Below are 24,200 nucleotides of genomic sequence, written 5' to 3'. Positions count from 1 at the left end.
CGGAGAGAGCGAGTACCCGCATGCTGGACTCACCGTGGTTCGTCTCCCGGGCCGCAGGCGACCGCCGGGACCCCAGGATCTTCTGTTTTCCGCACGCCGGAGGCAACGCCCGCACCTTCCTCGGCTGGCAGCGCCTCCTCGAGCCCGACGCCGAGCTGATCGGGGTCACCCTGCCCGGGCGGGGACGCCGAGCGGCCGAGCCCGGTCCGTCGACCGTCGCCGAACTCGCCGACCGCGCCGCCGAGGCCATCGCCGCCGTCGCGGACCGGCCCTGTTACCTCTTCGGGCACAGCTTCGGCGCGGTCGTCGCGTTCGAGGTCGCCCGCCGGCTGCGCGACCTGCCCGAGCTGCGCCACCTGGTCGCCTCCGGCTGCTCCGCGCCCGCCCTGCTGCCCACCGAGCGCGTGGTGCGCACCGCCCGGTTGGAGGGTCGCGACTTCACCGAGGCGGTGGGCTTCTTCGGCGGGCTGCCGCCCGAGGTGGTCGCCGACGAGGAGCTCCAGGAGCTGCTGCTGCCCGGCCTGCGCGCGGACTTCCGGCTGGTCTCGGGCTACGAGTACCGGCCCGCGGAGCCGCTGGCGATCGGTGTCTCGCTCATCAACGGCCGGACCGACCCGCACATCGGCGCAGCCGAACTGCGGCTCTGGGAAAGGGAATGCGCGGACGAGCCGCGCTACCACTGGGCCGAGGGCGGCCACTTCTACTTCGACCCCGATCCGGCCCCGGCCGTGGACCTGCTGCGTCACCTCGTTCGGAGTGACTCCGGCGCGTCCCAGCAGCACGCCGAGCACGTTGAACTTATCTAGGTTGTGCCGCACTTCGACGGCGTAGGCACAACAGAGAGGACCCCTCCGATGCTCCTGGCCGCAGAGGACCAGTACCGGCGTGGCGTCGCCTTCCGTGAACTCCACACCGGCCCGGGCGCGTTCGTCATCCCCAACCCCTGGGACGCCGGAACCGCCAAGCTGTTGACCGGACTTGACTACCACGCGCTGGCCACCACCAGCGCCGGCCTGGCCTTCGCGCTCGGCCGCGCGGACGGCGCCAACCTGGTGGACCGCGACGAGACGCTGGCCAACGCCCGGGCGATCGTCGGGGCCACCCACCTGCCGGTCGCCGCGGACCTGGAGAGCGGCTTCGGTCCGACCCCCGCCGACGTGGCCACCACCATCCGGCTGGCCGCCGAGGCCGGGTTGGTCGGCGGTTCCGTCGAGGACGCCACCGGCGAAGGGGACCGGCCCGTGCACGACTTCAAGGAGGCCGTCGAGCGCGTCGCCGCGGCCGTCGAGGCGGCCCGTGGCCTGGACTTCCCGTTCACCGTGACGGCCCGCGCCGAGAACTTCCTCTACGGGCGGCCGGACCTCGACGACACCATCCGCCGGCTGCAGGCCTTCGAGGAGGCGGGCGCGGACGTGCTGTACGCGCCGGGACTGCCCGACGCGGCGGCGATCCGCGCGGTCTGCGAGTCGGTCGGCCGCCCGGTCAACGTGCTCGCCGGCGGGGCGGGACCGCGGCTGTCGGTCGCCGAGTTGAGCGACCTCGGGGTGCGCCGGATCAGCCTCGGCTCGGCGTTCCCGAGGGCCGCCCTGGCGACCGTGCTGCGCGCCGCGCGCGAGATCCAGCAGGACGGCACCTTCGGCTTCGCCGCCGACGCGCTGCCGTACGCCGAGGCCAACCGACTGATGCGGAGGACGACATGAACCAGGCGAGCGTCCTGCTGCGGGAACCGCACTACGTGCTCGGTGAGGTGACGCAGCACCACACCGAGGTCGAGGGACTGGCCGACCGGGCCAGGGAGCTCGGCATGGTGCCCAAGGCCGCGCTGTGGGGCTGGGGATCCGTGCGCCGGACCGAGCGCGGCCTGGAGGAGCTCGCCGTCGAGGCCGGCACCGCCTGCCTGCGGGCCGCCGGTGTGGACCCGGCGTCGGTCGACGCCCTCGTGCTGTGCTCGACCCGGTTCCCGGGCGGCCCGCGGACCCACGGGCAGTTCGTGGAGCGGATCGCCACCGGGATCGGCCTGGCCCGGGCCGCCTTCCTGGGCCTCACGCTCAACCGCTGCACCAACCTGCTGGCCGCCATCGACACCGCCCGGGCGCTGGTGGCGGCCGGCCGGCACCGGCGGGTGCTGGTCGTCACCACCGACCGGGTGGAGGACGAGTCCGAGCGGATGGAGGGGTTCGCGCTCTTCAGTGACGGTGCCGCCGGCTGCCTGGTCACCGCCGCGGACGGGTCGGCGCCCGAGGACGGTTACGAGATCGTGTCCACCGCGAGCGCACAGGACACCGCAGCCCTGGACTGGTCGCACGAGATCAGCGCCGACCTGGCCCGCGAGGCCAACACCCGGCTGTTGGAGCCGGCCGGCCTGAAGGTCGGCGACATCGACGGCCTGATGCACGCCAACCTCTTCCTGCCCATCGTCTCCATGAAGGAGCGCCAGGCGGGCTTCACCGCTGAGCAGCTCTACACCGCGAACATCACCCGCTTCGGGCACTGCTTCGCCGCGGACCCGCTGATCAACCTGGTCGACCAGGAGGCCGACGGCCGGGTGAGGGAGGGCGGGCACTACGTCCTGGCGGTGAGCGTCCCGGGATCGCGGATCGCCGTGCTGCTCCGCCGCCTGCCCGCCTCCGGCCGCTGACCCCCGCCCACCGATGTGGAGTGCCCCGTGAACGCGTACCAGAGTCATCCCCATGCCGATCTGATCGTCTCACTGCCACCGCGCCCGTTCGAGGTCGGCCAGGCCGCGCAGGCCGAGGCGGAGCAGCTGCTCGGCGGGCCACCGACCGAGCTGTTCCAACGGTTACTGGCCGACCAGGAGTCCGAGACGGCGCTGCTCCTCGCCCGTCGCGTGCTCGCCGCCTTCCTCCCGGCCGACGACGCCGACCAGGAACTCCCCGTCGAGCAACTGGTCGCGGAGGTGGCCGCGGCCCGCGCGGAGCTCGCGGCGGCGGTCGGGCGGATCGCGCCCGAGCCGGGCGAGGTGCGCGAGGCGGTACTGAGCCAGCGCGCGCCGCTCGCCCTGCTCGGCGGTTGCTGGCTGGACACCCTCTCGCAGCCGGCCACCCAGCCGGCGGTCATCGTGAACCGCCTCTTCGCCCATCACTTCTCGCTCAAGGGCGCGGGCCAGCCGCCGCGTTCGCTCCACCACCTGCGGCGCCGGGCCCTGGAGGACGCCGGGGTCCTGCTCCCGGAGATCGAGGAGGCCGACTTCCTGCGCAAGGCCGGGGCCCGTCCGCTGACCGCCCTGCACGGCGCGTTCTACCTGGCGCTCTCCCGGCTGCCCGCCAGCCACCTGCCCGAGGTGGTCGGCGTCCACTACGCCTTCCACGCGCTCGGCGTCGACGAGCTGCTGACCGACGCGGCCGAATCGCCCCTCAGTGCGGACGAACTCCGTTCCGTACTGGCCGAGTTCGCCGAACTGTCCGGTGCGCCGGAGTGGCAGCGGCTGGTGCGGGCGGTCCGACTGGTCGTCCGGCTGGAGCGCGAGCAGGTGGCGCTGCTGGCCGAGCTGGCCGAGTGGCGGCGCGGCCTGTCACTGGACGCCAGGGTCGCCGAGATCGTCGAGCGCCACCGGCTCTTCGCGGGCCGGCAGCACCGTGCGGTCCGGATCGGCGGGCAGCTGCTCTCGGAGCTGCTGGCGGACCCGGACTTCGAACCGGCGGCCTTCGTCAAGGAGTTCCGCGCCTCCCGCCAGCTCCGACCGCTGCGCACCGGCGGCTGCCCGTTCACCCGGGCCATCAAGTTCGGCGGCCCGATGTTCGGGATCTTCGACGAGCGTGAGGCGGCCGTCTTCAAGGCCTGGGCGGAGGCGGTGGCCGAGGGCGAGCCCGCCGACCTGGACTTCGTCCCGGACCGCAGCGGCGAGGCGCGGGCCGCGCACTGGCAGGCGGCGCTCGCCGGTCCGGCACCGGCGGACCTGGTGACCGCCGAGCCGGCGCCCAGGGACGACCGTGAGCTCTTCCACCGCCTGGTGAACATCGAGACGTACCCCAACACGCTGCCGCTGGCCCGGAAGCTGGCGCTGGCCGGACTCGACCGCGCCGAGCTGCTCTTCGCGCACGGCACCGGCGGCCGCTACACCGACGCCAGCTACTTCGACTACAGCGCACCGGCGTTGTACGAGCGGGTCGACCGGATCTACTGGGACAAGCTGGTCGAGCCGTACCGGCCGCTGGAGGAGATCCCCGACCGCGAGGAGGTGATCTTCCACCAGAAGACCTTCGCGCTCGGCAGTCTGATCGACGGCACCTGGGCCCACCGGATCGGCAACCTCGGCCGGTACCACCGGCAGAGCGACGCCATGCTCTTCTCGATCTACGCGGACGAGATGGGCCGGGGCGACCTCGCCAAGAACCACATCACGCTGATCCGGCAGGTGCTGGCCAGCATGGACGTCCTGCTGCCGCACATCCGCTCCGCGGACTTCCTCGACCAGGGCGAACTGCCGGACGAGCTCTACGGGTTCTCGATCCACCAGCTCTGCCTGTCGCTGTTCCCGGACAGCCTCTACAACGAGATCCTCGGCTACAACCTCGGCATCGAGATGTTCGGGCTCGGGGAGATGCGGTTGCACGAGATCCAGAAGCTGCGCCGGCACAACCTCGACACCGGCTACGAGGAGGCGCACCTGTCGATCGACAACGTCTCGGCCGGCCACGCCCGGCAGTCCGCCGACATCGTCGTCAGCTACCTGGACGGGGTGCGGCGCGACTCCGGGGAGGCGGCCGTGCAGCAGGAGTGGCGGCGGATCTGGCGCGGCTACGCCTCGTTCGCCTGGTTCGTGGAACACCAGCTGGTCAGGTCGCTGGCCGACCAGCCGCAGCCCGCGGACCTGGTGATCTGATGGGAGACGACACCGTGCGGCCCGCCCCGCGGCCGGCGTCCTCGGCCGGATCCGTCCCCCTGGACCGGGAGATCCTCGACCTCCCCTTCTACGAACCCCGGCACCGCGCCCGCGCACTGGCCCTGGGGCAGTGGTGCGAGGACCGCGCCGAGTTCTGGGAGCAGGCCCGCCAGGAGACCCCGGACAAGGCCGGCCGGCACATCCTGCGGGTGCTCGGCGAGGCCGGCTGGCTGGCCTTCCTGGACCAGTCGGCGGCGGGAGCACCGGAGTCGGGCGGAGCCGACCCGGCCGACGGCGACTTCCGATCGCTCTGCCTGGCCCGGGAGGCCCTCGCCTACACCGAGGACCTGGCCGACTTCGCCTTCTCCATCCAGACGCTGTCGGCCACGCCGATCCTGCGCTACGGCACCGAGGAGCAGCGGCGGCGCTTCCTGCCCGCGATGGCGAGCGGCACGCTGGCCGGGGCCTTCGCGGTCTCCGAGGAGCAGGCCGGCTCGGACGTCGCCGCGCTCGCCCTGCGCGCCGAGCGGGACGGCGACGAGTACGTGCTCAACGGGCACAAGGCGTGGATCGCCAACGGCACGATCGCGGACCTGTTCGTGGTGATCGCCCGCACCGGCGAGGGGCCCGGGCCGCTCGGGCTGACCGCCTTCCTGGTCCCGGCGGACACCCCCGGCCTGCGGGTCCGTGAGCCGCTGGAGGTGATCGCCCCGCGCTCGTTCGCCCATCTCGCCTTCGAGGACTGCCGGTTGCCCGCCGGGAGCGTGCTCGGCCGGCGCGGCGGTGGCTTCGTGGTCGCGATGGACCTGCTGGAGCGGTTCCGGATGACGGTGGGCGCGGCGGCCGTCGGCTTCGCCCGCCGGGCGGCGGACGCCGCCCAGGGCCGCGCCCGGCAGCGCTCGATCTACGGTGGCCTGCTGTTCGACCTGCCGACCGTCAAGGCCGATCTCGCCGACATGGAGGTCGAGTTGAACGCCGCCTCGCTGCTGGTCGCCCGGGCGGCCTGGGAACTCGACCGGGGCAGCCGGGGCTTCGCCAAGCACTCCAGCATCGCCAAGCTGCACGCCACCGAGGCGGCCCAGCGGATCGTCGACCGCTGCGTGCAAATGTTCGGGGCCGCCGGGCTGGTCCAGGGCAGCCTGCCGGAGCGGCTCTACCGGCAGATCCGATCGCTGCGTGTCTACGAGGGCACGTCAGAGGTTCAACAGTCGACGATCGCCGGCGCGCTCGACGCGCGCCGCGCTCGCTGAACCGTCCGCCCCGCCGAACCTGAACCATCCGAGGAGAACGACCCTCATGCTCACACCGGTCGACGCCGTCCGGCATCCCGATCCCTACCCCTACTACGCGACCCTGGTCTCCGAACGGCCCTTCGCCTACGACGAGTCGGCGTCGGCGTGGGTGGCGAGTGACGCGCGAGCCGTCACCGCCGTGCTGCGGTCCGCCGAGTGCCGGGTACGCCCGCCGGCCGAGCCGGTGCCGACCGGTCTGCTGGGAACCGCCGCCGGCGAGGTCTTCGGCGACCTGGTCCGGATGACCGACGGCCCGGTCCAGCAGCGGCTCAAGCGGGTGGTGGTCGAGGCGCTGCTGACGGCCGACCTCGGGCGCACGGCCGCGCTGGCCGCCGAGCGGACCCGGCGCGTGCTGGCCGCCGGGGGCGAACCCCAGCTGGGGGAGCTGATGTTCGCCGTCCCCGCCCAGGTGGTGGCGGCGCTGTGCGGGCTCGACGAGGGCGCCGACGCGGAGGCGGCCCGGCTGATCGGCGACTTCGTCCAGTGCATCCCGGCCTCGGCGACCCCGGAGCAGCAGCGGGCGGCGGCCGTGGCCGCCGAGCGGCTGCGGCTGCTGCTCGGGCCCCGGCTGGCGCAGGAGCCCACCGGGCTGCTCGGGGCGCTGGTCGGCGCGGCCGGCCGGCACGACTGGGCCGAGACCGGGCCGCTGCTGGCGAACGCCGTGGGGTTCCTCTCGCAGACCTACGACGCCACCGCCGGCCTGATCGGCAACAGCATGCTGGCGCTGCGCGACGCCGCGTTGCCGCGCTCGGCCGACCAACTGGCGGACGTGGTCCGCGAGGTGGTCCGGCACGACGCGCCGATCCAGAACACCCGGCGGTTCGCGGCCGAGCCGTTCAAGCACGGGGACGCCCTGGTCGAGCCGGGACAGCCGATCCTGCTGCTGCTGGCGGCGGCCAACCGCGACCCCGCGGTCAACGCCGATCCGCACGCGTTCCGCCCGGGCCGCCCGGCGCCGGCGGTCTTCACCTTCGGTGCCGCCGCGCACCGCTGCCCCGGCGAGAACCTGGCGGTGGCCATCACCGCCGGTGTGCTGGGCGAACTGCTGGCCGGCGGATTCGACCCGTCGTCGGACCTGCCCGCCGAGGTGGCGTACCGGCCGCTGGCCAACGCCCGCATCCCGGTGCTCTGAACCCGCCCGCCACCCGACCCACCACGCGACACACGCAGGAAGGAACGACCCGATGGCGAACATGCCACGGCTGTGGATCCGGCACGAGGTGCGCTCGACCGAGCGCCGTGCCCCGATCGTGCCCGACGACGCCCGACAGCTGGTCGAACACGGCGTCCAGATCACCGTCGAGGAATCCCCGCAGCGGGTCTACCCGCTCGACGAGTACGTCGCGGCCGGCTGCGCCACCGCGGCGGCCGGCTCCTGGACCGCCGCCCCGGCCGACACCCACATCCTCGGCCTGAAGGAACTCCCCGACGGGCCAGCCAGGCTGACGCATCGTCACATCTTCTTCGGGCACGCCTACAAGGGCCAGGACGGCGCCGGCGAGCTGCTCGGCCGGTTCGCGGCGGGCGGTGGCACGCTGCTCGACCTGGAGTACCTGGCCGACGCCGCCGGCCGCCGGCTCGCGGCCTTCGGTTACTGGGCCGGGTACGTCGGCGCGGCGCTCGCCGTGCTGCACGGCCGGGGTCGGCTGCGGACCCCGCTGGAACCGCTCGGCAAGGCCGAGTTGGACGCGGCGCTGGGCGAGCCGCACGTCGCGGAGCCGCCCGCCGCGCTGGTGATCGGGGCGCTCGGCCGCTGCGGCCGGGGCGCGGTCGACGCGCTTCGAACCGCCGGGCTGACCCCGACCGAGTGGGACGTCGCGGAGACCCGACAGCTCGACCGGGCGGCGCTGCTCGACCACGACATCCTGCTGAACACCGTGCTGGCCACCCGGCCGATCCCGCCCTTCCTGCGCCCCGCCGACCTGGACGATCCGCGCCGCCGGCTCTCCGTGGTCGCCGACGTCACCTGCGACGTGACCTCGGACCTCAACGTGCTGCCGGTGTACGACGCGGTCACCGACTGGCGGCAGCCGGTCCGGCGGCTGCGCGAGGCCAAGCCGCTCGACCTGATCGCGATCGACAACCTGCCCTCGCTGCTGCCCGCCGAGGCCAGCCGCGCCTTCTCCGCCGAGCTGTCGCCGCAGTTGCCGCTGCTCGGCGACGACGACCCGGCCTCGCCCTGGCGGCGCTGCGCGGACGACTTCGTCGCCGCCTGCCGCGCGAACGACCTGGAGGTTCACCATGTCTGATGCGACAGCCGCGATATCCACCGCCAGCGGAACGGTCCACTGGGTCGGCACCGGCCTGTCCACCGGCACCAGCGGCCTGCGGCTGGTCTGCGAGCAGGCCGCGAAGGTGGTCCTCTGGGGCCGCACCGAGGAGCGCGCGGAGCGGCGGCTGGCCGAACTCGGCCTGCTGGGCCGGGCCGCCGTGCGCGCCTTCGACCTCGACGCGCTGGCCGCCGAGCTGGCCCCCGGGGACGTGCTGGTCTCGATGCTGCCCGCCGTCCGGCACCCGGAACTGGTCGAGCTGTGCGTCCGCCGGGGCGCGCACTTCGCCTGCTCCAGCTACGTCTCCGCGGAGCTCCGGGCAGCTGCCGGGGACGCCGCCGCGAGCGGGTCCGTGGTGCTGACCGAGGCGGGACTGGACCCGGGCATCGACCACCTGATGGCCCACCTGCTGGTGGCGCGCGGGCAGGCCGCGCTGCCCGGCGTGGCGGTGGACGCCGACTTCACGTCGTACTGCGGCGGCGTCCCGGCGGTGCCCAACGACTTCCGTTACCGGTTCAGTTGGGCACCGAACGGGGTGCTCTCCGCGCTGCGCTCGCCGGCCCGCTACATCGGTGAGGGGGCGGAGCGGACCGCCGAGCGCCCGTGGGAGGCGACCAGCACCCACCTGCTGGACGGCGAGCCGTTCGAGGTGTACCCGAACCGGGACAGCCTCCCGTTCGTCGCCCAGTACGGCCTGCCGTCCGGGTGGCGGCTGGCGACCTTCGTCCGCGGCACGCTCCGGCTGGAGGGCTGGCGGGCGGCCTGGGAGCCGGTGTTCGCCACGCTCACCGGCGGGGACGACGCACGGATCGGCGCGCTGGCCCGGGACCTCGCGGCCCGCTACCCGATGACCGACACCGACCGGGACCGGGTGGTGCTGGCCGTCGCCCTGAGCCTGCGGGCGACCGACGGCCGGAGCTGGTCCGGCGAGTACCTGCTCGACCTGGTCGGGAGCGAGACCGAGAGCGCGATGGCGCGTTGCGTCTCGCTGCCGCTCGCCTACGGGATCACCCGGATCCTGTCCGGCGAGCTCCCGGCCGGGCTGCACCGGGCGGCCGAGACGCCCGAGGAGGCCGAGCGCTGGCTGGCCTTCCTGGCCGAGCGCGGGATCGGCTTCCGGTTCCGCGAGACGGCCTGAGTCGAGACGGCCTGACCGCCGCCCGGGCCCGCCTGACGCCCCACCCTTCCCGCACACCCCGGTTCTCCCGAATCGCCACCCGAGTAAGAGAGGCCGACATGTCCCAGCAATCCACCCAGTTCGAACCCGCCCACTTCACCTGCGTGGGCGTGGGGGCCGGCCCGGCCAACCTCAGCCTGGCCTCACTGCTGCACGGTCATCCCGAGGTGTCGAACCTCTTCCTCGACCGGAGGGCGAGCTTCGGCTGGCACGACGGGCAGCAGATACCAGGGGCGACGCTGCAGGTGTCGCTCTTCAAGGACCTGGTCAGTCTGACCGAGCCGACCAACCCGTTCTCCTTCCTGTCCTACCTGCACGACCAGGGCCGGATCTACCACTTCCTGAACGCCCAGTTCTCGGACGTGCCACGGCTGGAGTTCCGCAACTACCTGGAGTGGGCCAGCCGGCGGAACGAGAACGTGGTGTTCGGCGAGGAGGTCCGGTCGGTCGACTTCGCGGACCGGTTCGTGGTCCGGACCAGCCGCCGCACGGTGACGGCCGACAACCTGGTGCTCGGCGTCGGCACCCGGCCCTGGGTGCCGGCGCTGGCCGAAGGCCTGCTCGGCCCGACCCAGTTCCACATCAGCGACTTCGTGGAGAAGGCGCGCGGCCTGGCCGGCAAGCGGGTCGCGGTGGTCGGTGGCGGGCAGTCCGGCGCCGAGGCCTTCCTCGACCTGATCTCCCGGCCGGGCCACGAGCTGCCCCGCCGAGTCACCTGGATCTCCCGCCGGCGCAACTACTTCCCGATCGACGACTCGCCGTTCACCAACGACTTCTACATGCCCGACCACTCGGACTACTTCCACGGCCTGGCCCCCGAGGCTCGCGAGCGGTTCAACCGGGAGCACACCCTCACCAGCGACGGCGTGTCGGAGTCCACCCTGCGCGACATCTACCAGCGGATCTACGTGCACCGCTTCATCGAGGGCACCCAGGACCTGGTCGCGCTGGCGCCGAACCGGGAGGTCACCGAGGTGAGCCCGGGTGCCGTCGGCGGCTGGGAGCTGCGGGTGCGGCACAACGACCACCCGGAGAGCGCCGAGCGCTACGACGCGGACGTGGTCATCTGGGCGACCGGCTACCGGCCGGCCCCGACCGACTTCCTGGCGCCGATCGCCGACCGGCTGGAGCGCGAGGGGGACGAGCTGCGGATCGACCAGGACTACGCGGTCCGCTGGGACGGCCCGGCCGACCGGAACATCTTCGTGCAGAACGCCGCCAAGCAGCAGCGCGGCCTGGCCGACCCCAACCTGAGCCTGAACGCCTGGCGCAGCCGCCGGATCATCGAGCGGCTGCGCGGGGTCCGGGACCAGGAGCAGCTGGAGTCGTTCATCGACTGGTCCGCCAAGGCGGCCGCCACCGCGCAGTGGGAGGGGTGAGCGTGATGACCGAGGTCGACATCGCCGTCGTCGGCGGGGGGATCATCGGCTGTCTGACCGCCCGGGAGATCCACTCCCGCGCCCCCGAGCTGTCGGTCGCCGTGCTGGACCGCGACGCGGTCGGCGCGGGCGCCAGCCGCCGCTCGGCGGGCCTGCACTTCCCACGCGGCTCCACCGAGCGGGTGCGCCGGATGGCCGCCTACAGCCAGGACTACTACGCGGAGCTGCTCGGCCGCCACCCCGAGCTGCCGATCCACCGGCTGGCCATGTCGGTGGTGGCCCGTTCCGGGAGCCTGGTGCGGGAGAACTTCCTGGACAGTGCCAAGCCCACCGAGACCGCGGGGCTGCCCGGTGGCCTGGTCGAGGTGCCCGCGGACGCCGGCGTCTGGGAGGTCGAGGGCGGCCAGTACGCGGACGTGCACGGGCTGAGCCGCGGCCTGCTGCGGGAGTTGCGGCCGCAGGTCGAGGTCCACGAGGGGATCGAGGTCACCGCGTTGCGGCTGGGCCCGGAGGAGATCGTCCTCCAGCTCGGTCCGGAACAGCAGGTGGTGGCACGTCAGGTGGTGCTCGCGCCCGGCCCGTGGCTGGCCGCCCCCGCCTGGCGGGAGCTGGTCGCACCGCTGGGCGCCCGGGTCAAGAAGATCGTCGCGCTGCACGTCGAGCGGCGGCCCGAACCCGGCGACCGGGCGATCGTGTTCCAGGAGGAGGACGCCTTCCTGCTGCCCCTGCACGAGGAGGGGTACTGGCTGTTCAGTCACACCTGTCGGCAGTGGGACGTCGATCCCGACGCCCTCAACCACGGCCTGTCCGATCGCGACCTGCGCGACGCGCTCGCCGAACTGCGGGCGCTGTCACCTGAGTTCGCCAAGCACTGCGACTCGGGCCGGGTGTTCTGCGACGCCTACAGCGGTACCGGCGAGCCGCTGGTGCGGACCCTGCCGGCCGACCCGCGACTGGTCTTCGCCGGCGCCGCCAACGGCTCCGGCTACCGGCTCGCCCCGGCCATCGCCGCACAGGCCGCCGACCTGCTCAACCTTCCGTCCACGCCAGGGAGTCACCGTGATCATCAGTAGTTACGACGAGGCCGTGCTCCACGAGGCGTTCGGCATCGACATGAGCAGCATCGACGGCATCGAGGGCGTCCAGGGCTCCGGCGCCGGCTGGGGGCGGGTCGCCCCGGGGGTCAGCTCGCAGCTGCACCACCACGACGAGACCGAGTTCTTCGTGATCGTGGCCGGTTCGGGCGAGTTCGTCGTCGGCGACCAGCACCACCCCGCCGTGCCCGGCACGGTGGCCCTGTTCGAGCCCTTCGAGTCCCACGTGCTGCACAACACCGGCGAGTCGGACCTGCTCTTCGTCACCCAGTACTGGCGTGACGCGCAGCGGGCGCTGAGCGCCTCCCAGCGCTCCGACCGCACCGGTTTCGCGGACCGTCCGGTCTTCGTCTTCTCCACCCCGCCCACGCCCAACGGCGACCTGCACCTGGGCCACCTCTCCGGGCCGTACCTGGGCGCCGACGCCTTCGTCCGCTACCAGCGGATGAACGGCACCCGGGCCTTCCACCTCACCGGCAGCGACGACTTCCAGAGCTACGTGGTCGGCGCGGCCGACCGCGAGGGGCGCACCCCGGCCGAGACCGCGGCGCACTACAGCGCCGAGATCGCCCGGACGCTCGAGCTGATGGACATCCCGCTCGACCAGTACACCGTCACCAACGACGACCCGTCCTACCCGGACGGACTGCGGGCCTTCTTCTCCCGGGTGGTCGACTCCGGGCGGGTCGACACCGTGCAGGCCCCCGCGCTCTTCGACGCGGAGTCCGGTGCCTACCTCTACGAGGTCGACGTCAAGGGCGGCTGCCCCACCTGCGGCTCGGGCACCAGCGGCAACATCTGCGAGGAGTGCGGCGAACCGAACGCCGTGGTGGACCTGGTCGAGCCCCGCTCCAACCGGTCCGACGCCCCGCCGCGCACCGGCACCGCCAACCGGTACACCCTCCCGCTGCACGAGTTCGACGCGGAGATCGCCGCGCACCACCGGGCCGGCCGGGTCCCCGCCCGGCTCCGCGACCTCGCCGGGCGGCTGTTCGGCCGCTCCCGGCTCGACATCTCGCTCACCCACCCGTCGAGTTGGGGCGTCAGCCCGGCCGAGGCGGCCGGCGCCGGCCAGGTCATCTGGGTCTGGCCGGAGATGAGCTACGGCTTCCTGCACGGCATCGAGGCGCTCGGCCGCCGGCTCGGCCAGGACTGGCGGGCCGCCGAGCCGCAGCCGGACTGGAAGGTCGTCCACTTCTTCGGCTACGACAACAGCTTCTACCACGCGATCCTCTACCCGGCCCTCTACCGGCTGGCGCACCCCGGCTGGGACGCCGACATCGACTACCACGTCAACGAGTTCTACCTGCTGGAGGGCGCCAAGTTCTCCACCAGCCGGCGGCACGCGATCTGGGGCAAGGAGATCCTCGGCCCGGACACCGTCGACTCGGTCCGCTACTTCCTCTCCCTCACCCGCCCCGAGGGCCGGCGCACCAACTTCCGCCGGGACGACTACCAGACGGTGCTCCGGGAGACCCTGATCGACGGCTGGCAGGCCTGGCTGAACGACCTCGGCGAACGGGTCCGCAAGCACCACGACGGCCTCGCCCCCGACGCCGGCAACTGGACCCCCGAGCAGACCGCCTTCCTCGGCCGGCTCGGCGCCCGGCTCACCGCGCTGACCGGCAGCCTGGGCAAGGACGGCTTCTCGCTCAACCAGGCCGCCGCCGAGCTGAACGGCATCGTCCAGGACACCGTGCGCTTCGCGGCCCAGGAGAGGACGCTGGCGGACGCCGCCGGCTGGCGCGACGAGGCGCGGACGACGATCGCGCTCGAACTCGCCGCCGCCAAGCTGCTCGCCCACGGCGCCGCGCCGGTGATGCCCCGGTTCGCCGGCCGCCTCGCCGCCGCGCTCGGCCTGCCCGTGCCGGACCGCTGGCCGACCGGCCCCGAGCTGCTCGCGCCGGGCAGCCGGGTCGAGCTCGCCGGTCGGGTGTTCTTCGGCGCCCCGGCCGCCTCCGCCGAGCCCGCGCTGCTCGGCTGGTTCACCGACCTGGTCACCAGCTCGCTGCAGATCGAGCAGGCCCCGGCCTCGGCCACCCTGATCGACCTCGGCGCCAGCTCACTGCAGACCGTCTCGCTGCAGTACCAGATCCTCGACGCGCTCGGCGTCGACCTGCTGGTCGACGAACTGCTCGGCGACCACGACCTCGGCACCCTCGCCACGCTGCTGGAGCAGCGCGCCGACGCCGGCGCCGTGGCCGAGGTGATCGGAGCCACGGCATGAACCACCTCGACGTACTCCGCGACATCGAAGCCAGCGGCCTGACCATCACGGTCAGCGGCGGCGACCTCCGGCTGCAGGGCATGCGGGACCGGATGGACCCCCAACTCATCTCGCGCATCAAGCAGTTCAAGCCGGAGCTGGTCGCCCACCTGAGCGTGGCGGCACAGCAGGAGCCCGGCAGCTTCCCCCTCACCCCGCTCCAACACGGCTACCTGCTCGGCCGCGGCGGGATCTTCGAGATCGGCACCGTCGCCAGCCACGTCTACCACGAGATCGAGGGCTCCTGGGACCTGGACCGGCTGGAGACCGCGCTGCTGGCCGTGGTCGATCGGCACGCCCCGCTGCGCAGCCGGTTCCGCGAGGAGGGCCGGCAGGTGGTCGAGGCCGCGGTGGACCTCCGGATCGACCGGCTCGACCTGCGCGGCAAGCCGGCGGACGAGCAGGAGCGGATCCGGCTCACGCTGCGCGAGGAGCGCTCGCACCGGGTGCTGCCCGCCGACCGGGCGCCGCTGGTCGCCGTCGAGGTGACCATCCTCACCGACGACCTGATGGTGCTGCACGTCAGCCACGACGGCCTGGTGATGGACGGCATCAGCTCCTTCCTGTTCTTCCGCGCCTGGTGGGACGAGTACCGGGGCGAGCCGGCCGGGAGCTGCCGGGAGCTGCCGTTCGAGGACTACATCGCGGCCCTGGACTCCGCCCGCGCCAAGGCGCCCGCCGAGCGCTCCCGCACGTACTGGGCGGGGCTGCTGGACGACCTCGCGCCGCACCCGGACCTGCCGCTGCGGACCAGCCCGGCCGCGATCACCGAACCGCGCTTCACCCAGCGCCAGGTCCGGCTGTCGGCCGAGGCCTGGGCCAGGCTGAAGGAGACCGCCAAGCGCGCCGGCCTCACCCCGTCCGCCCTGCTGCTCGCCGCCTACGGGGAGGCGCTCTCCTGTTGGGGCGCGGGCTCCCGGTTCACCCTCAACACCACGGTCGCCAACCGGCCGCCGATCCACCCGCGGATGAGCGCGGCGATCGGGCCGTTCTCGGACACCATGCTGGTCGAGGTCGAGATCGACCGCGAACTCCCGTTCCGCGAGCGCGGCAAGGCGCTCCAGGCGCGGCTGCGCAGCAACCTGGACCACCGGCACCACTCCGGTATCGAGGTGCTGCGCGAGCTGGGCCGGCGGCGCGGCGGCGCGGCCGAGGCCCGGATGCCGTTCACCTTCAACAGCGCGATCGGCTACGTGCACGACGAGGTCGACGGCTCGGCGCTGGAGCTCTTCGGCGCCGAGGTGTACTCCGTCAGCCAGACCCCGCAGGTGTGGCTGAACGCCTTCGCGATGGAGCAACACGGCGGCCTGGTCGTCCAGTTGGACGGCATCGACGAGCTGTTCCCGGAGGGCCTGCTGGACGCCCTCACCGCCGGCTACCAGCAGCTGCTGGAGACGCTGCTCGACGAGTCCGCCTGGTCCGCCACCACCTTCGACCTGCTCCCCGAGGACCAGCGCGAGCGCCGTCGGGCGGCCAACGACACCGAGGTCGAGCGGCCGGACCAGCTGCTGCAGGAGGCCTTCACCGCCCAGGCGCTGCGCACGCCCGAGGCCGTCGCGGTGATCACCTCGCGGGGCTCGATCAGCTACGGCGAGCTGCACCGGCGGGCCGCCCGGGCCGCCGGCTGGCTGCGGGAGCGCGGGGTCGGGCGGGACGAGCTGGTCGGCCTGGTGATGAGCCGCGGGCCGGAGCAGCTCGTCGGGATCATGGCCACCGTGCTGGCGGGCGCGGCCTACCTGCCGGTCGACGCCGGGCTGCCGGCCGAGCGGCAGCGGTACCTGCTGACCGACGGCCGGGTGCGCTGCGTGCTCACCAACGCGGCCTGGCAGGAGGACGGACGGGACGTCCTGGCCCTGGACGCGTGGGACGAGCCGCCGGTCGGCGAGCCGGCGCCGCTGGCGGTGCTGCCCGGCGCGAACCCGGACGACCTGCTCTACGTGCTCTACACCTCCGGGACGACCGGTACGCCCAAGGGCGTGATGGTGACCCACCGCAACGTGGCCAACGTGGTCGCGGACTGTCGCGGCCGCTTCGGCATCAACCCCGCCGACCGGTTCTTCGCGATCAGCGCGTTCAACTTCGACCTGTCGGTCTGGGACGTCTTCGGCGCCCTCACCGCGGGCGCGGCCCTGGTGATGCCGGATCGCGACAAGGCGGTGGATCCGGCCCACTGGCTGCGGCTCTGCGAGAGCGCCGGGGTGACGGTGTGGAACTCGGTGCCCGCCATCGTCGCGCTGATGCACGACCAGGCCGTCGCCGAGCGGGCCGCGCCGCCCGCGCTGCGGCTGGTGATGATGAGCGGCGACCGGTTGCCGCCGGCCCTGCCGGCCGCGCTGCGCCGGCTCCGGCCGGGCCTGGAGGTGGTCTCGCTCGGCGGTCCCACCGAGACCACCATCTGGAACATCCTGCACCCGGTGGGCGAGGAGGAGGACGGCAGCGAGAGCATCCCGTACGGCCGGCCGAACAGCAACAACCGCGCCTACGTGCTCGACCAGCACGGCCAGGACGCGCCCGACTGGGTCACCGGCGAGATCGTCGCGGCCGGCACCGGCCTGGCCCGCGGCTACTGGCGGGACGAGCAGCGCACCGCGGAGCGGTTCCACACCGACCAGCGGCGCGGCGAGCGGCTCTACCGGACCGGCGACCTCGGCCGCTACCTGCCCAGCGGCGAGATCGCCATCCTCGGCCGCAGCGACTTCCAGATCAAGGTGAACGGCTACCGGATCGAGGCCGGCGAGGTCGAGACCCGGCTGGCCGCCCGGGACGCCGTCCGGCAGGCCGTGGTGGTCCGGCAGACCGGCGCCCGGGGCGACCGGCTGGTCGCCCACCTGGTCCCGGCCGGGGCCGACCGACCGGACGTGGCGGCGCTGCGCCAGGAGCTGCGGGCCGAACTGCCCGACTACATGATCCCGTCCGTCGTGGTCTGGCACGACGAGCTGCCGCTGACCAGGAACGGCAAGGTGGACCGGAGCGCGCTGGTCGACCAGGCGCCCGCCGCCGACCAGGAGCCGGCCGCGCCCGCGCCGCTGGACGACGGGCCGGCCACCGAGACCGAGCTGGTGCTCGGCGGGATCTGGTCGGAGGTGCTGCGCGGCGCCACGGTCGGGCCGCACGACAACCTCTACGCGCTCGGCGGTGACTCGATCAGCGCCGCCCGGATCCTGACCGCGGTGCGCAAGCGGTTCGGGGTGGGCATCCCGCTGGACCGGCTCCCCGAGCTGGAGACGGTCCGGCTGATGGCCGCCCACATCAGCGCCGTCCAGGTGCCCCCGGCCGGCGCGACGGCCGCCGCTTCGACCACCGGGGAGGCCTCCCGATGACGGACTCCGTGCTGGACCACGTGCTGGACCACGTGCTGACCGTCCCGCCCGCCACCGGCCGGATCTCCTTCGCCCGGCTGGACGGCACCGAGACCCTGGAGCTGGCCGAACTCCACGCCCGATCGGTGAAGTTGGCCGCCGGGCTGCACGCGAGAGGGATCGGCGCCGGCGACCGGATCGGGATCCTCTCCGCCAACCGGCTGGAGTGGGTGCTGCTCGACCTCGCCGCGCTCCGGCTGGGCGCGGTGACCGCCGGCCTGGAGCCCGGCAAGTTCGCGCCGGACGACGCGCTGCTCGCCCGCTACGGGCTCAAGCTGCTCTTCACCGACCAGCCGTCCGAGGCCGCCGGCGCCGTGCCGATCGCGGAGGTCGGCCGGATCGCCGACGCGGCGGACCCGGCCGACGCCCCGGCACCGGTGCGGTACGCGCCGGACCAGGTGACCACGATCAAGTTCACCTCGGGCAGCACGGGCGAGCCCAAGGGCCTCGGCGCGACCGCGGGCAGCATCGAGAGCTCGCTGCGCGCGGTGCAGCAGATGTTCCACCACGCCCCGGACGACAACCTGTTCGTCTTCCTCCCGCTCTCGCTGCTGCAACAGCGGTACTGGATCTACTCGGCGCTGCGGTACGGCCACGACGTCACCGTCTCGACCTACGAGGCGGCCTTCTCCACGCTGCGCCGGGCCCGCCCGACCGTGGTGATGGGCGTGCCGGCGTTCTTCGACACCGCCCGCCGGCACATCGAGGGCCGGGCCCGTCGAGCGGGGACCGGGATCCGGGCGGAGGCCCAGCGGTTCTTCGGCGACCGGGTCCGCTACCTGTGGACCGGCTCCGCCCCGGCCGACCCCGCCATGCTGCGCTTCTACACCGAGGCCGGAGTGCCGATCTACGAGGGCTACGGCCTCAACGAGACCTGCATCGTCGCCAAGAACCACCCCGGAGCGTTCCGTGAGGGCAGCGTCGGGCGGGTGGTGCCGGGCAAGCAGGTGCTGTTCGACGAGGACGGCGTGGTCAGCGTCCGTAGCGACCACCCGGTCAACGTCCGCTACGAGTTCGCCGCCCCGGGCGTCTCGGAGCGGGTGTTCCGGCCCGGCGGGATCGTCCGCACCGGCGACCTCGGCTACCTGGACGAGGACGGTTTCCTCTTCATCCGGGGCCGGGCCGACGACGTGATCGTGCTGGACAACGGCAAGAAGGTGATCGTCCGGCCGATCGAGGAACGCCTGAAGTCCGGCCCGGCGATCGAGGAGTGCGTGCTGTTCTGCCCCGCGCAGACCGACCTCGTCGCCGTCGTCTCACCCGCCACCCTGCCCGCCGACGAGGCGGCGATCGCCGAGCAGCTCGCCCGGACCAACGCCGCGCTCGACCGGGACGAGCGGATCAGCCGGGTGGTGGTGGCCCGGGAGCCGTTCACCATCGAGAACGGCCTGCTCACCTCGCAGTTCAAGCCCAGGCGCCCGCAGATCCGGGCCGCCTACGCCGACCAGCTCGACCAACCCCAGGAGGGTATCCATGCACACTGACCACCCCGAGACGGAGACCGCGGCCCGGGAGAACCTCTCCCTGGTCCTCACCACCCCGGTCGACCCGGACGCGATCGACCCGGACGCGGACATGGCCGGAGCCTACGGGCTGACCTCGCTCAACAAGGTGCTGTTCCTGACCTCGCTGTGCGACGAGACCGGCACCGAGCTGTCCCGGTTCACCGAACACGACCTGGCCCGGATGACGACCCTGCGCGAGGTCGTCGAGGCCATCACCACGGCAAAGGCGGTCTGAGCATGAGCTGGGCAGAGAAGGCGGCGGCGGTCCTGGAGAACGAGCACGTCCGGCTGCGGCCGATCACCGCCGAGGACCGCTCCTCACTGCGCGCGATCGCCCTCGACGAGACGATCTGGCGCTACTTCGTCAGCAGGATCGAGAACGAGGCCGACTACGAGGCCTTCTTCGACGCGACCCTGGCGGACCACCAGGCGGGCCGGCGGGCGGTCTTCCACATCACCGACAAGCGGTCGGGCCGGGCGGCCGGCAGCATGAGCTTCGGCAACATGGCCGAGGCGGACCGCCGGTTGGAGATCGGCTGGTCCTGGCTCGGGCTGGACTTCCAGGGGCAAGGCATCAACCGCTGGGCCAAGTACCTGCTGCTGGAGCACGCCTTCGAGCAACTCGACGCCGAGCGCGTCGAGTTCAAGACGGATGTGCTGAACAAGCAGGCTCGCAAGGGCCTGTTGAACATCGGTGCCAGTGAGGAGGGTGTGCTGCGCAGTTTCAATCCGATGCCCGGCGGGCGCCGTCGGGACGCCGTCTTCTACAGCGTGCTGCGCGCCGAATGGCCAGAGGTGAAGGGCCAGTTGGCCGCCCGGCCGAAGGTCGCCCGCACGGAGCCGGTCGGATGAGCGGCGGCGGGAGCATCCCCTTGGTCCGCGTGGCCGGTGACCCCTTCACCGCCGGCCGGCTGCACGGCGGGGCTCTTGCCGCACCACTGCGGGCCTTCGTCGACGACTCGCTCGCCCGGCTCAACCGGGTGCTGGCGACGCCGCTGTCGATGACCGCGCTGCTGCCGACGATCGCCGCCTACCAGGCGGCGGTCGCGGCGGCCGCGCCGGACCTGGCCCAGGAGGTGCGCGGCCTCGCCGAGGGCGCCGGGATCAGCGAGCCGGAGGCCTGGCTGCTGCAACTGCGCCGGGAGATCATGGGCTACCAGAAGGTGCCGACCGCGGGCGACTGCACCACCTACGCCCGGGCCGGCGGCCCGTTCGCCGGCCACCCGGTGCTCGCCCAGACCATCGACCTCAACAGCGACCTGGACGACCAGATCAGTGTCCTGGAGGTGAGCCGAACCGGTGGCTCGCGCCGGTCGCTGGTGCTGAGCTTCGCCGGGCTGCTCGGCTACCTCGGCCTGAACAGCGACGGTCTGGCGATCGGCCTGAACCTGGTGCTCGGCGGCGACTGGCGGCCCGGTCTGCCGCCTTACCTGGCCATCCGCGAGCTGCTGGACAGCACGTCCAGCGTGGACCAGGCGGTCGCCGCGCTGCGCGGGATGCGGCTGGCCAGCTCGCGCTCGCTGACCCTGTGCGACCGGGAGAAGGCCGTCTGGGTGGAGGTCCTCGGCGACGAGCTACGGGTGACCGAGGCCGTCGAGACCCTGCACACCAACCACTTCCTGCACCCCGACCTCGCCCCGGGCGACGAGCTGAACGTCTTCGCCCGGAACTCCTCGGTGCGCCGACTGAAGGCCGTCGAGGCCGGACTGGCCGAGCTGGGCCCGGCGGCCGACCCCGAGCAGCACTTCGCGCTGCTGTCCGAGCCGCCGATCTGCGTCCCGGACGAGGGCGACATCCGCCGTGAACGCACGGTCGCCGCCGTGGTCATGCTCCCGGACCGGGGGGAGCTGCACGTCCGGCCCGGTGACCCGTCCCGGTCGAGCACGCAGGTGTTCAGCCTGCGCCCGACGTGACGGGCGTCCAGCCGGCGTACGGCGTGGAGGCCTGGCTGGCGGACCTGGCGAGCGACGTCGAGCCGCTCTGCCCGGCCCGCTACGCCAGCGACCTCACCGAGGGCGAGCGCCGCCGGGCCGCCGGCTACCGGTACGAGGGCGACGCCCGGCTCTTCCTGCGCTCCCGGCTGGCCGTGCGGGCCCTGCTCGCCGACCGGCTCGGCGAGGCCCCGGCGGCGGTCCGGCTGGCTCGCACCGCGAGTGGCAAGCCGTACCTGCCGGACCACCCCGGGGTGCGGGTGAGCTGGTCCCGGTCGGAGGACCTGCTGCTGCTCGGGATCACCGAGGACGGGCCGCTCGGCGTCGACCTCGAACGGCTCCGGGTGATCCCCTCGGCCGGGCACGTGCTGGCTTCGGTCTACCCGGCGGTGCCGCCCCGGGCCCACCGCGCCGGTCCCGAACTCTTCTTCTCCGCCTGGACGTTGCTGGAGGCGGCGGTCAAGGCGACCGGGCGTGGTCTGGCCGCCGGCGCGCCCGACGTGACACTCACCTTCCCCGCCGCGGGCCGGGCGGCCCTGCTGGGCATCGCCGGCAGCGGGGCCGAACCGTGGTCGGCCCGCACCGACCTGCTGGAGGGCCCGACCGCCGGTCAGGGGCTGATGGCCTCCTTCGTCTCCCGCGGTTGCCACCCGGGCGTCCGACTACGGCGCTGGCCGACCTGACCGCACCACTTCGACCGAGGTTCCGTCTTGATCCCACGACACCGTCCCGCCCGCGCCCAGTTGCACGCCATCGTTCCGCGGCTGGGTGCCGAAGAACTCCGCCACCAACTCCGCCACCGGCTGGGCGTTCTGCTCGGCGCGGGCACCGACTGGACTTCCAGCAGCGATGGTTGGCTGCTGCGGGGTGGTCCGTTCACCCTCCTGGTGCACGACTCCTGGGACGGCCCTGAGCTGCGCCTCGGCCGGGCCGCCACCCAGGACGCCGCCGAATCCGTCGAACGACTGCTGTCGGGGAGGGAGTCGACGGCCACCCCGGCCGCCACCGACCCGACCGACCCAACTCTCACCGATCCGAGCCTCACCGATCCGAGCCTCACCGATCCGACCCTCACCGATCCGAGCCTCACCGATCCGAGCCTCACCGATCCGCCGTCCGTCACCCCGGAGCCGTCCCGCTCGCGATCCGCTCGGCTCCCGGCGGCGGTCCGCCCGCTCGCCGAGGCCAGCGGCCTGCCGCCCGCCGAAGTGGCCGCCTTCGCCTGGCGGTCCCTGCTCCACGGCTGGGGTGTCCCGGCGACGGCGTGGGCCGAGATCGGCCCACCCGCCACCCGTCCGTTCCAGGCCCCCGCGCCGGCCGGGAGCGTCCGCGAGGCCCTGCTCACCCCCGTCGCCCGCCACCCGGCGGCCCGCGCGCCGGAGGTCATCCTCGACCGCACGGCACCACCCGCGCTCCCCGCCGGCTGGCAACTGCGCTCCTGGTCGAACCCGGTGGCGGGGCGGGTGCAGTGCTCGGTCCGCGCGCAGGCGGCCGGCCACCGCCTGCACGTCGAGTCGCCCGGCCTGGCGACGGCGGAGGAGCTGTCGGCGCTGCTGGCGGCCTGGACCGCCGTCCTCACGGCGGTCGCCGAGCAGCCGGACCGGCCGCTGGCCGACCTCCCGACCCCGCCGCCGGTACTCCTCGGCGGCTGACCGCCCCCAACCGACCCCGACCGCCGAGCCTGGAGAGTGCCCGTGCTGCCCGAGCCGCACCGGATCCGTGGGCGGCGTGCCGTCGAGATCGCCGCCGACGTCGAACGCGCGGTGGAGGCCGGCCGGTTACCGCCGGGAACGGCCCTGCCCCCGCTCCGCGAGCTGGCCGTGGACCTCGGCGTCAACGCCAACACCGTCGCCGCCGCCTACCGGACGCTCCGGGACCGCGGTGTGATCGAGACGGCCGGCCGGCGGGGCAGCCGGGTGCTGCCCCGGCCGTCCGGTACCTCCTGGGGCCAGGTGCCGCTGGAGGTGCCGGCCGGCGTGCACGACCTCTCCGACGGCAACCCCGACCCGGCCCTGCTGCCCTCGCTGACCGAGGCCTTCGCGCACGCGGCGGCCGAGCACACCCGCCGGCCGGTGCGGTACGGCGGGAGCACCGGCGACGAACGCCTGCTGGCGCTCGCCCGCGACGCCTTCACCGCCGACGGCGTGCCGGCCGGGCCGCTGGCCGTCACCTCCGGCTCGCTCGACGCGATCGAACGGCTGCTGTTCGCCCACCTGAGACCCGGGGACGGCGTCGCCTGCGAGGATCCGGGCTGGGCGAGCCTGTTCGACCTGCTGCCGGCCCTCGGGCTGCGCCCGATCCCGATGGGCATCGACGACGAAGGTCCGCGCCCCGAGGAGGCGGCGCGTGCCCTGGCCGCCGGCGCCCGCGCGTTCGTGCTCACCTCCCGGGCGCAGAACCCCACCGGGGCCGCGCTGAGCGCCGACCGGGCTGGTGCGCTCAGCGCGGTGCTGGCCCGGCACCCCGAGGTGCTGCTGATCGACGACGACCACGGCCACGGCCTGGTGGATCTGCCCTACCACCCGGTCTGCGTCAACGGCGGTCGGCCGACCACCCGCCACTGGGCGGTCGTCCGCTCGGTGGCCAAGGCGTACGGCCCGGACCTGCGGCTGGCGCTGCTCACCGGCGATCCGACCAGCCTGGACCGGGTGCAGCGACGGCAACGGCTGGGTGCGGGGTGGGTCAGCCACGCGCTCCAGCGGGCCGTCGGCCACCTCTGGGCGACCGGCGCGGTGCCCGTCGACCGGACGGCGGCCTCCTACCGCGACCGTCGGGACGCCCTGCTCCGCGCGCTGTCCGAGCACGGGGTCCGGGCCCACGGCCGCAGCGGTGTCCACGTGTGGATCCCGGTCGGTGACGAGGCGGCGGCCGTCGTCGCCCTGCTCGGCCGGGGCTGGGCCGTCGCCCCGGGCGCCCGGTTCCGGCTGCGGTCCGCGCCGGGGTTGCGGCTCACCGTCTCCACCCTGCGGCGCGAGCACATCCAGCCGCTCGCCGACTCGCTCGCCGAGGTCCTGCACGCCCAGCCGGACCTCACCCGCCGGGCCTGACCGCCGCTCCGACGGTCGGGGCGGTGGCGGCCCGTTC

Annotated in this window: 19 protein-coding genes; all 19 read left to right on the top strand. The window is 73.7% G+C overall.

The features are described 5' to 3' along the window. Positions 1 to 20 precede the first annotated feature (20 nt). Positions 21 to 806, top strand: coding sequence for a thioesterase II family protein (locus ACIGXM_RS02120; RefSeq protein WP_396555867.1), 786 nt, complete (start codon positions 21 to 23; stop codon positions 804 to 806). A 48-nt stretch (positions 807 to 854) separates the two neighbouring features. Then, entirely contained in the window at positions 855 to 1,700 is an 846-nt protein-coding gene (locus ACIGXM_RS02115) for an isocitrate lyase/phosphoenolpyruvate mutase family protein (protein ID WP_396555865.1), read from the top strand. Further along, on the top strand, positions 1,697 to 2,638 hold the full coding sequence (locus ACIGXM_RS02110) for a 3-oxoacyl-ACP synthase (protein WP_396555863.1): 942 nt from the start codon (positions 1,697 to 1,699) through the stop codon (positions 2,636 to 2,638). Before ACIGXM_RS02115 ends, ACIGXM_RS02110 begins: the two co-directional genes overlap by 4 nt. Before the next feature lie 27 nt (positions 2,639 to 2,665). Continuing rightward, the gene (locus ACIGXM_RS02105) at positions 2,666 to 4,843 is read left to right on the top strand and encodes an iron-containing redox enzyme family protein (protein WP_396555861.1); all 2,178 of its coding nucleotides are present in this window, start codon (positions 2,666 to 2,668) and stop codon (positions 4,841 to 4,843) included. Beyond that, complete coding sequence (locus ACIGXM_RS02100) at positions 4,843 to 6,093, top strand: acyl-CoA dehydrogenase family protein (protein WP_396555859.1); 1,251 nt, start codon at positions 4,843 to 4,845, stop codon at positions 6,091 to 6,093. The genes ACIGXM_RS02105 and ACIGXM_RS02100 overlap by 1 nt, the downstream gene beginning before the upstream one ends. A gap of 46 nt (positions 6,094 to 6,139) precedes the next feature. Further along, entirely contained in the window at positions 6,140 to 7,267 is a 1,128-nt protein-coding gene (locus tag ACIGXM_RS02095; RefSeq protein WP_396555857.1) for a cytochrome P450, read from the top strand. A 52-nt stretch (positions 7,268 to 7,319) separates the two neighbouring features. Further along, positions 7,320 to 8,384 carry a saccharopine dehydrogenase gene (locus tag ACIGXM_RS02090; RefSeq protein WP_396555855.1) on the top strand — a complete coding sequence of 355 codons (1,065 nt, stop codon included), beginning with the start codon at positions 7,320 to 7,322 and terminating at the stop codon, positions 8,382 to 8,384. Next, a complete protein-coding gene (locus ACIGXM_RS02085) occupies positions 8,377 to 9,543 on the top strand; it encodes a saccharopine dehydrogenase family protein (RefSeq protein ID WP_396555853.1) in 1,167 nt (388 codons plus the stop codon). Before ACIGXM_RS02090 ends, ACIGXM_RS02085 begins: the two co-directional genes overlap by 8 nt. A gap of 98 nt (positions 9,544 to 9,641) precedes the next feature. Then, positions 9,642 to 10,961: a lysine N(6)-hydroxylase/L-ornithine N(5)-oxygenase family protein gene (locus ACIGXM_RS02080; protein ID WP_396555851.1), complete on the top strand. Its 1,320-nt coding sequence runs from the start codon at positions 9,642 to 9,644 to the stop codon at positions 10,959 to 10,961. Between the two features lie 5 nt (positions 10,962 to 10,966). Next, positions 10,967 to 12,034, top strand: a complete 1,068-nt coding sequence (locus tag ACIGXM_RS02075; protein ID WP_396555849.1) for an NAD(P)/FAD-dependent oxidoreductase — start codon at positions 10,967 to 10,969, stop codon at positions 12,032 to 12,034. Next, entirely contained in the window at positions 12,021 to 14,282 is a 2,262-nt protein-coding gene (locus ACIGXM_RS02070) for a class I tRNA ligase family protein (RefSeq protein ID WP_396555847.1), read from the top strand. Before ACIGXM_RS02075 ends, ACIGXM_RS02070 begins: the two co-directional genes overlap by 14 nt. Further along, complete coding sequence (locus ACIGXM_RS02065) at positions 14,279 to 17,641, top strand: amino acid adenylation domain-containing protein (RefSeq protein ID WP_396555845.1); 3,363 nt, start codon at positions 14,279 to 14,281, stop codon at positions 17,639 to 17,641. The genes ACIGXM_RS02070 and ACIGXM_RS02065 overlap by 4 nt, the downstream gene beginning before the upstream one ends. Beyond that, positions 17,638 to 19,164 carry an AMP-binding protein gene (locus tag ACIGXM_RS02060; protein ID WP_396555843.1) on the top strand — a complete coding sequence of 509 codons (1,527 nt, stop codon included), beginning with the start codon at positions 17,638 to 17,640 and terminating at the stop codon, positions 19,162 to 19,164. The genes ACIGXM_RS02065 and ACIGXM_RS02060 overlap by 4 nt, the downstream gene beginning before the upstream one ends. After that, the gene (locus ACIGXM_RS02055; protein ID WP_396555841.1) at positions 19,154 to 19,420 is read left to right on the top strand and encodes a phosphopantetheine-binding protein; all 267 of its coding nucleotides are present in this window, start codon (positions 19,154 to 19,156) and stop codon (positions 19,418 to 19,420) included. The genes ACIGXM_RS02060 and ACIGXM_RS02055 overlap by 11 nt, the downstream gene beginning before the upstream one ends. 2 nt (positions 19,421 to 19,422) lie before the next feature. Then, a complete protein-coding gene (locus tag ACIGXM_RS02050; protein ID WP_396555839.1) occupies positions 19,423 to 20,037 on the top strand; it encodes a GNAT family N-acetyltransferase in 615 nt (204 codons plus the stop codon). After that, on the top strand, positions 20,034 to 21,098 hold the full coding sequence (locus ACIGXM_RS02045; RefSeq protein WP_396555837.1) for a C45 family autoproteolytic acyltransferase/hydolase: 1,065 nt from the start codon (positions 20,034 to 20,036) through the stop codon (positions 21,096 to 21,098). The genes ACIGXM_RS02050 and ACIGXM_RS02045 overlap by 4 nt, the downstream gene beginning before the upstream one ends. Then, positions 21,095 to 21,799, top strand: coding sequence for a 4'-phosphopantetheinyl transferase family protein (locus tag ACIGXM_RS02040; RefSeq protein ID WP_396555835.1), 705 nt, complete (start codon positions 21,095 to 21,097; stop codon positions 21,797 to 21,799). Before ACIGXM_RS02045 ends, ACIGXM_RS02040 begins: the two co-directional genes overlap by 4 nt. A gap of 27 nt (positions 21,800 to 21,826) precedes the next feature. Then, the gene (locus tag ACIGXM_RS02035; RefSeq protein ID WP_396555833.1) at positions 21,827 to 22,768 is read left to right on the top strand and encodes a hypothetical protein; all 942 of its coding nucleotides are present in this window, start codon (positions 21,827 to 21,829) and stop codon (positions 22,766 to 22,768) included. 36 nt (positions 22,769 to 22,804) lie between these two features. Then, entirely contained in the window at positions 22,805 to 24,163 is a 1,359-nt protein-coding gene (locus ACIGXM_RS02030) for an aminotransferase class I/II-fold pyridoxal phosphate-dependent enzyme (RefSeq protein WP_396555831.1), read from the top strand. The last annotated feature ends 37 nt before the right edge of the window (positions 24,164 to 24,200 follow it).

The sequence above is a fragment of the Kitasatospora sp. NPDC052896 genome (assembly GCF_044547075.1).
Classification (GTDB): domain Bacteria; phylum Actinomycetota; class Actinomycetes; order Streptomycetales; family Streptomycetaceae; genus Kitasatospora.
The sequence above is the reverse complement of the archived record's forward strand: the minus strand, read 5'-3'. Positions and strand labels throughout refer to the sequence as shown.

Bases quoted from the DNA above. Each gene is read 5' to 3' on its own strand.
- ACIGXM_RS02075 (WP_396555849.1), top strand. From the start codon at position 10,967: ATGACCGAGGTCGACATCGCCGTCGTCGGCGGGGGGATCATCGGCTGT.
- ACIGXM_RS02085 (WP_396555853.1), top strand. From the start codon at position 8,377: ATGTCTGATGCGACAGCCGCGATATCCACCGCCAGCGGAACGGTCCAC.
- ACIGXM_RS02100 (WP_396555859.1), top strand. From the start codon at position 4,843: ATGGGAGACGACACCGTGCGGCCCGCCCCGCGGCCGGCGTCCTCGGCC.
- ACIGXM_RS02055 (WP_396555841.1), top strand. From the start codon at position 19,154: ATGCACACTGACCACCCCGAGACGGAGACCGCGGCCCGGGAGAACCTC.
- ACIGXM_RS02050 (WP_396555839.1), top strand. From the start codon at position 19,423: ATGAGCTGGGCAGAGAAGGCGGCGGCGGTCCTGGAGAACGAGCACGTC.
- ACIGXM_RS02065 (WP_396555845.1), top strand. From the start codon at position 14,279: ATGAACCACCTCGACGTACTCCGCGACATCGAAGCCAGCGGCCTGACC.
- ACIGXM_RS02115 (WP_396555865.1), top strand. From the start codon at position 855: ATGCTCCTGGCCGCAGAGGACCAGTACCGGCGTGGCGTCGCCTTCCGT.
- ACIGXM_RS02045 (WP_396555837.1), top strand. From the start codon at position 20,034: ATGAGCGGCGGCGGGAGCATCCCCTTGGTCCGCGTGGCCGGTGACCCC.
- ACIGXM_RS02080 (WP_396555851.1), top strand. From the start codon at position 9,642: ATGTCCCAGCAATCCACCCAGTTCGAACCCGCCCACTTCACCTGCGTG.
- ACIGXM_RS02110 (WP_396555863.1), top strand. From the start codon at position 1,697: ATGAACCAGGCGAGCGTCCTGCTGCGGGAACCGCACTACGTGCTCGGT.
- ACIGXM_RS02090 (WP_396555855.1), top strand. From the start codon at position 7,320: ATGGCGAACATGCCACGGCTGTGGATCCGGCACGAGGTGCGCTCGACC.
- ACIGXM_RS02095 (WP_396555857.1), top strand. From the start codon at position 6,140: ATGCTCACACCGGTCGACGCCGTCCGGCATCCCGATCCCTACCCCTAC.
- ACIGXM_RS02060 (WP_396555843.1), top strand. From the start codon at position 17,638: ATGACGGACTCCGTGCTGGACCACGTGCTGGACCACGTGCTGACCGTC.
- ACIGXM_RS02120 (WP_396555867.1), top strand. From the start codon at position 21: ATGCTGGACTCACCGTGGTTCGTCTCCCGGGCCGCAGGCGACCGCCGG.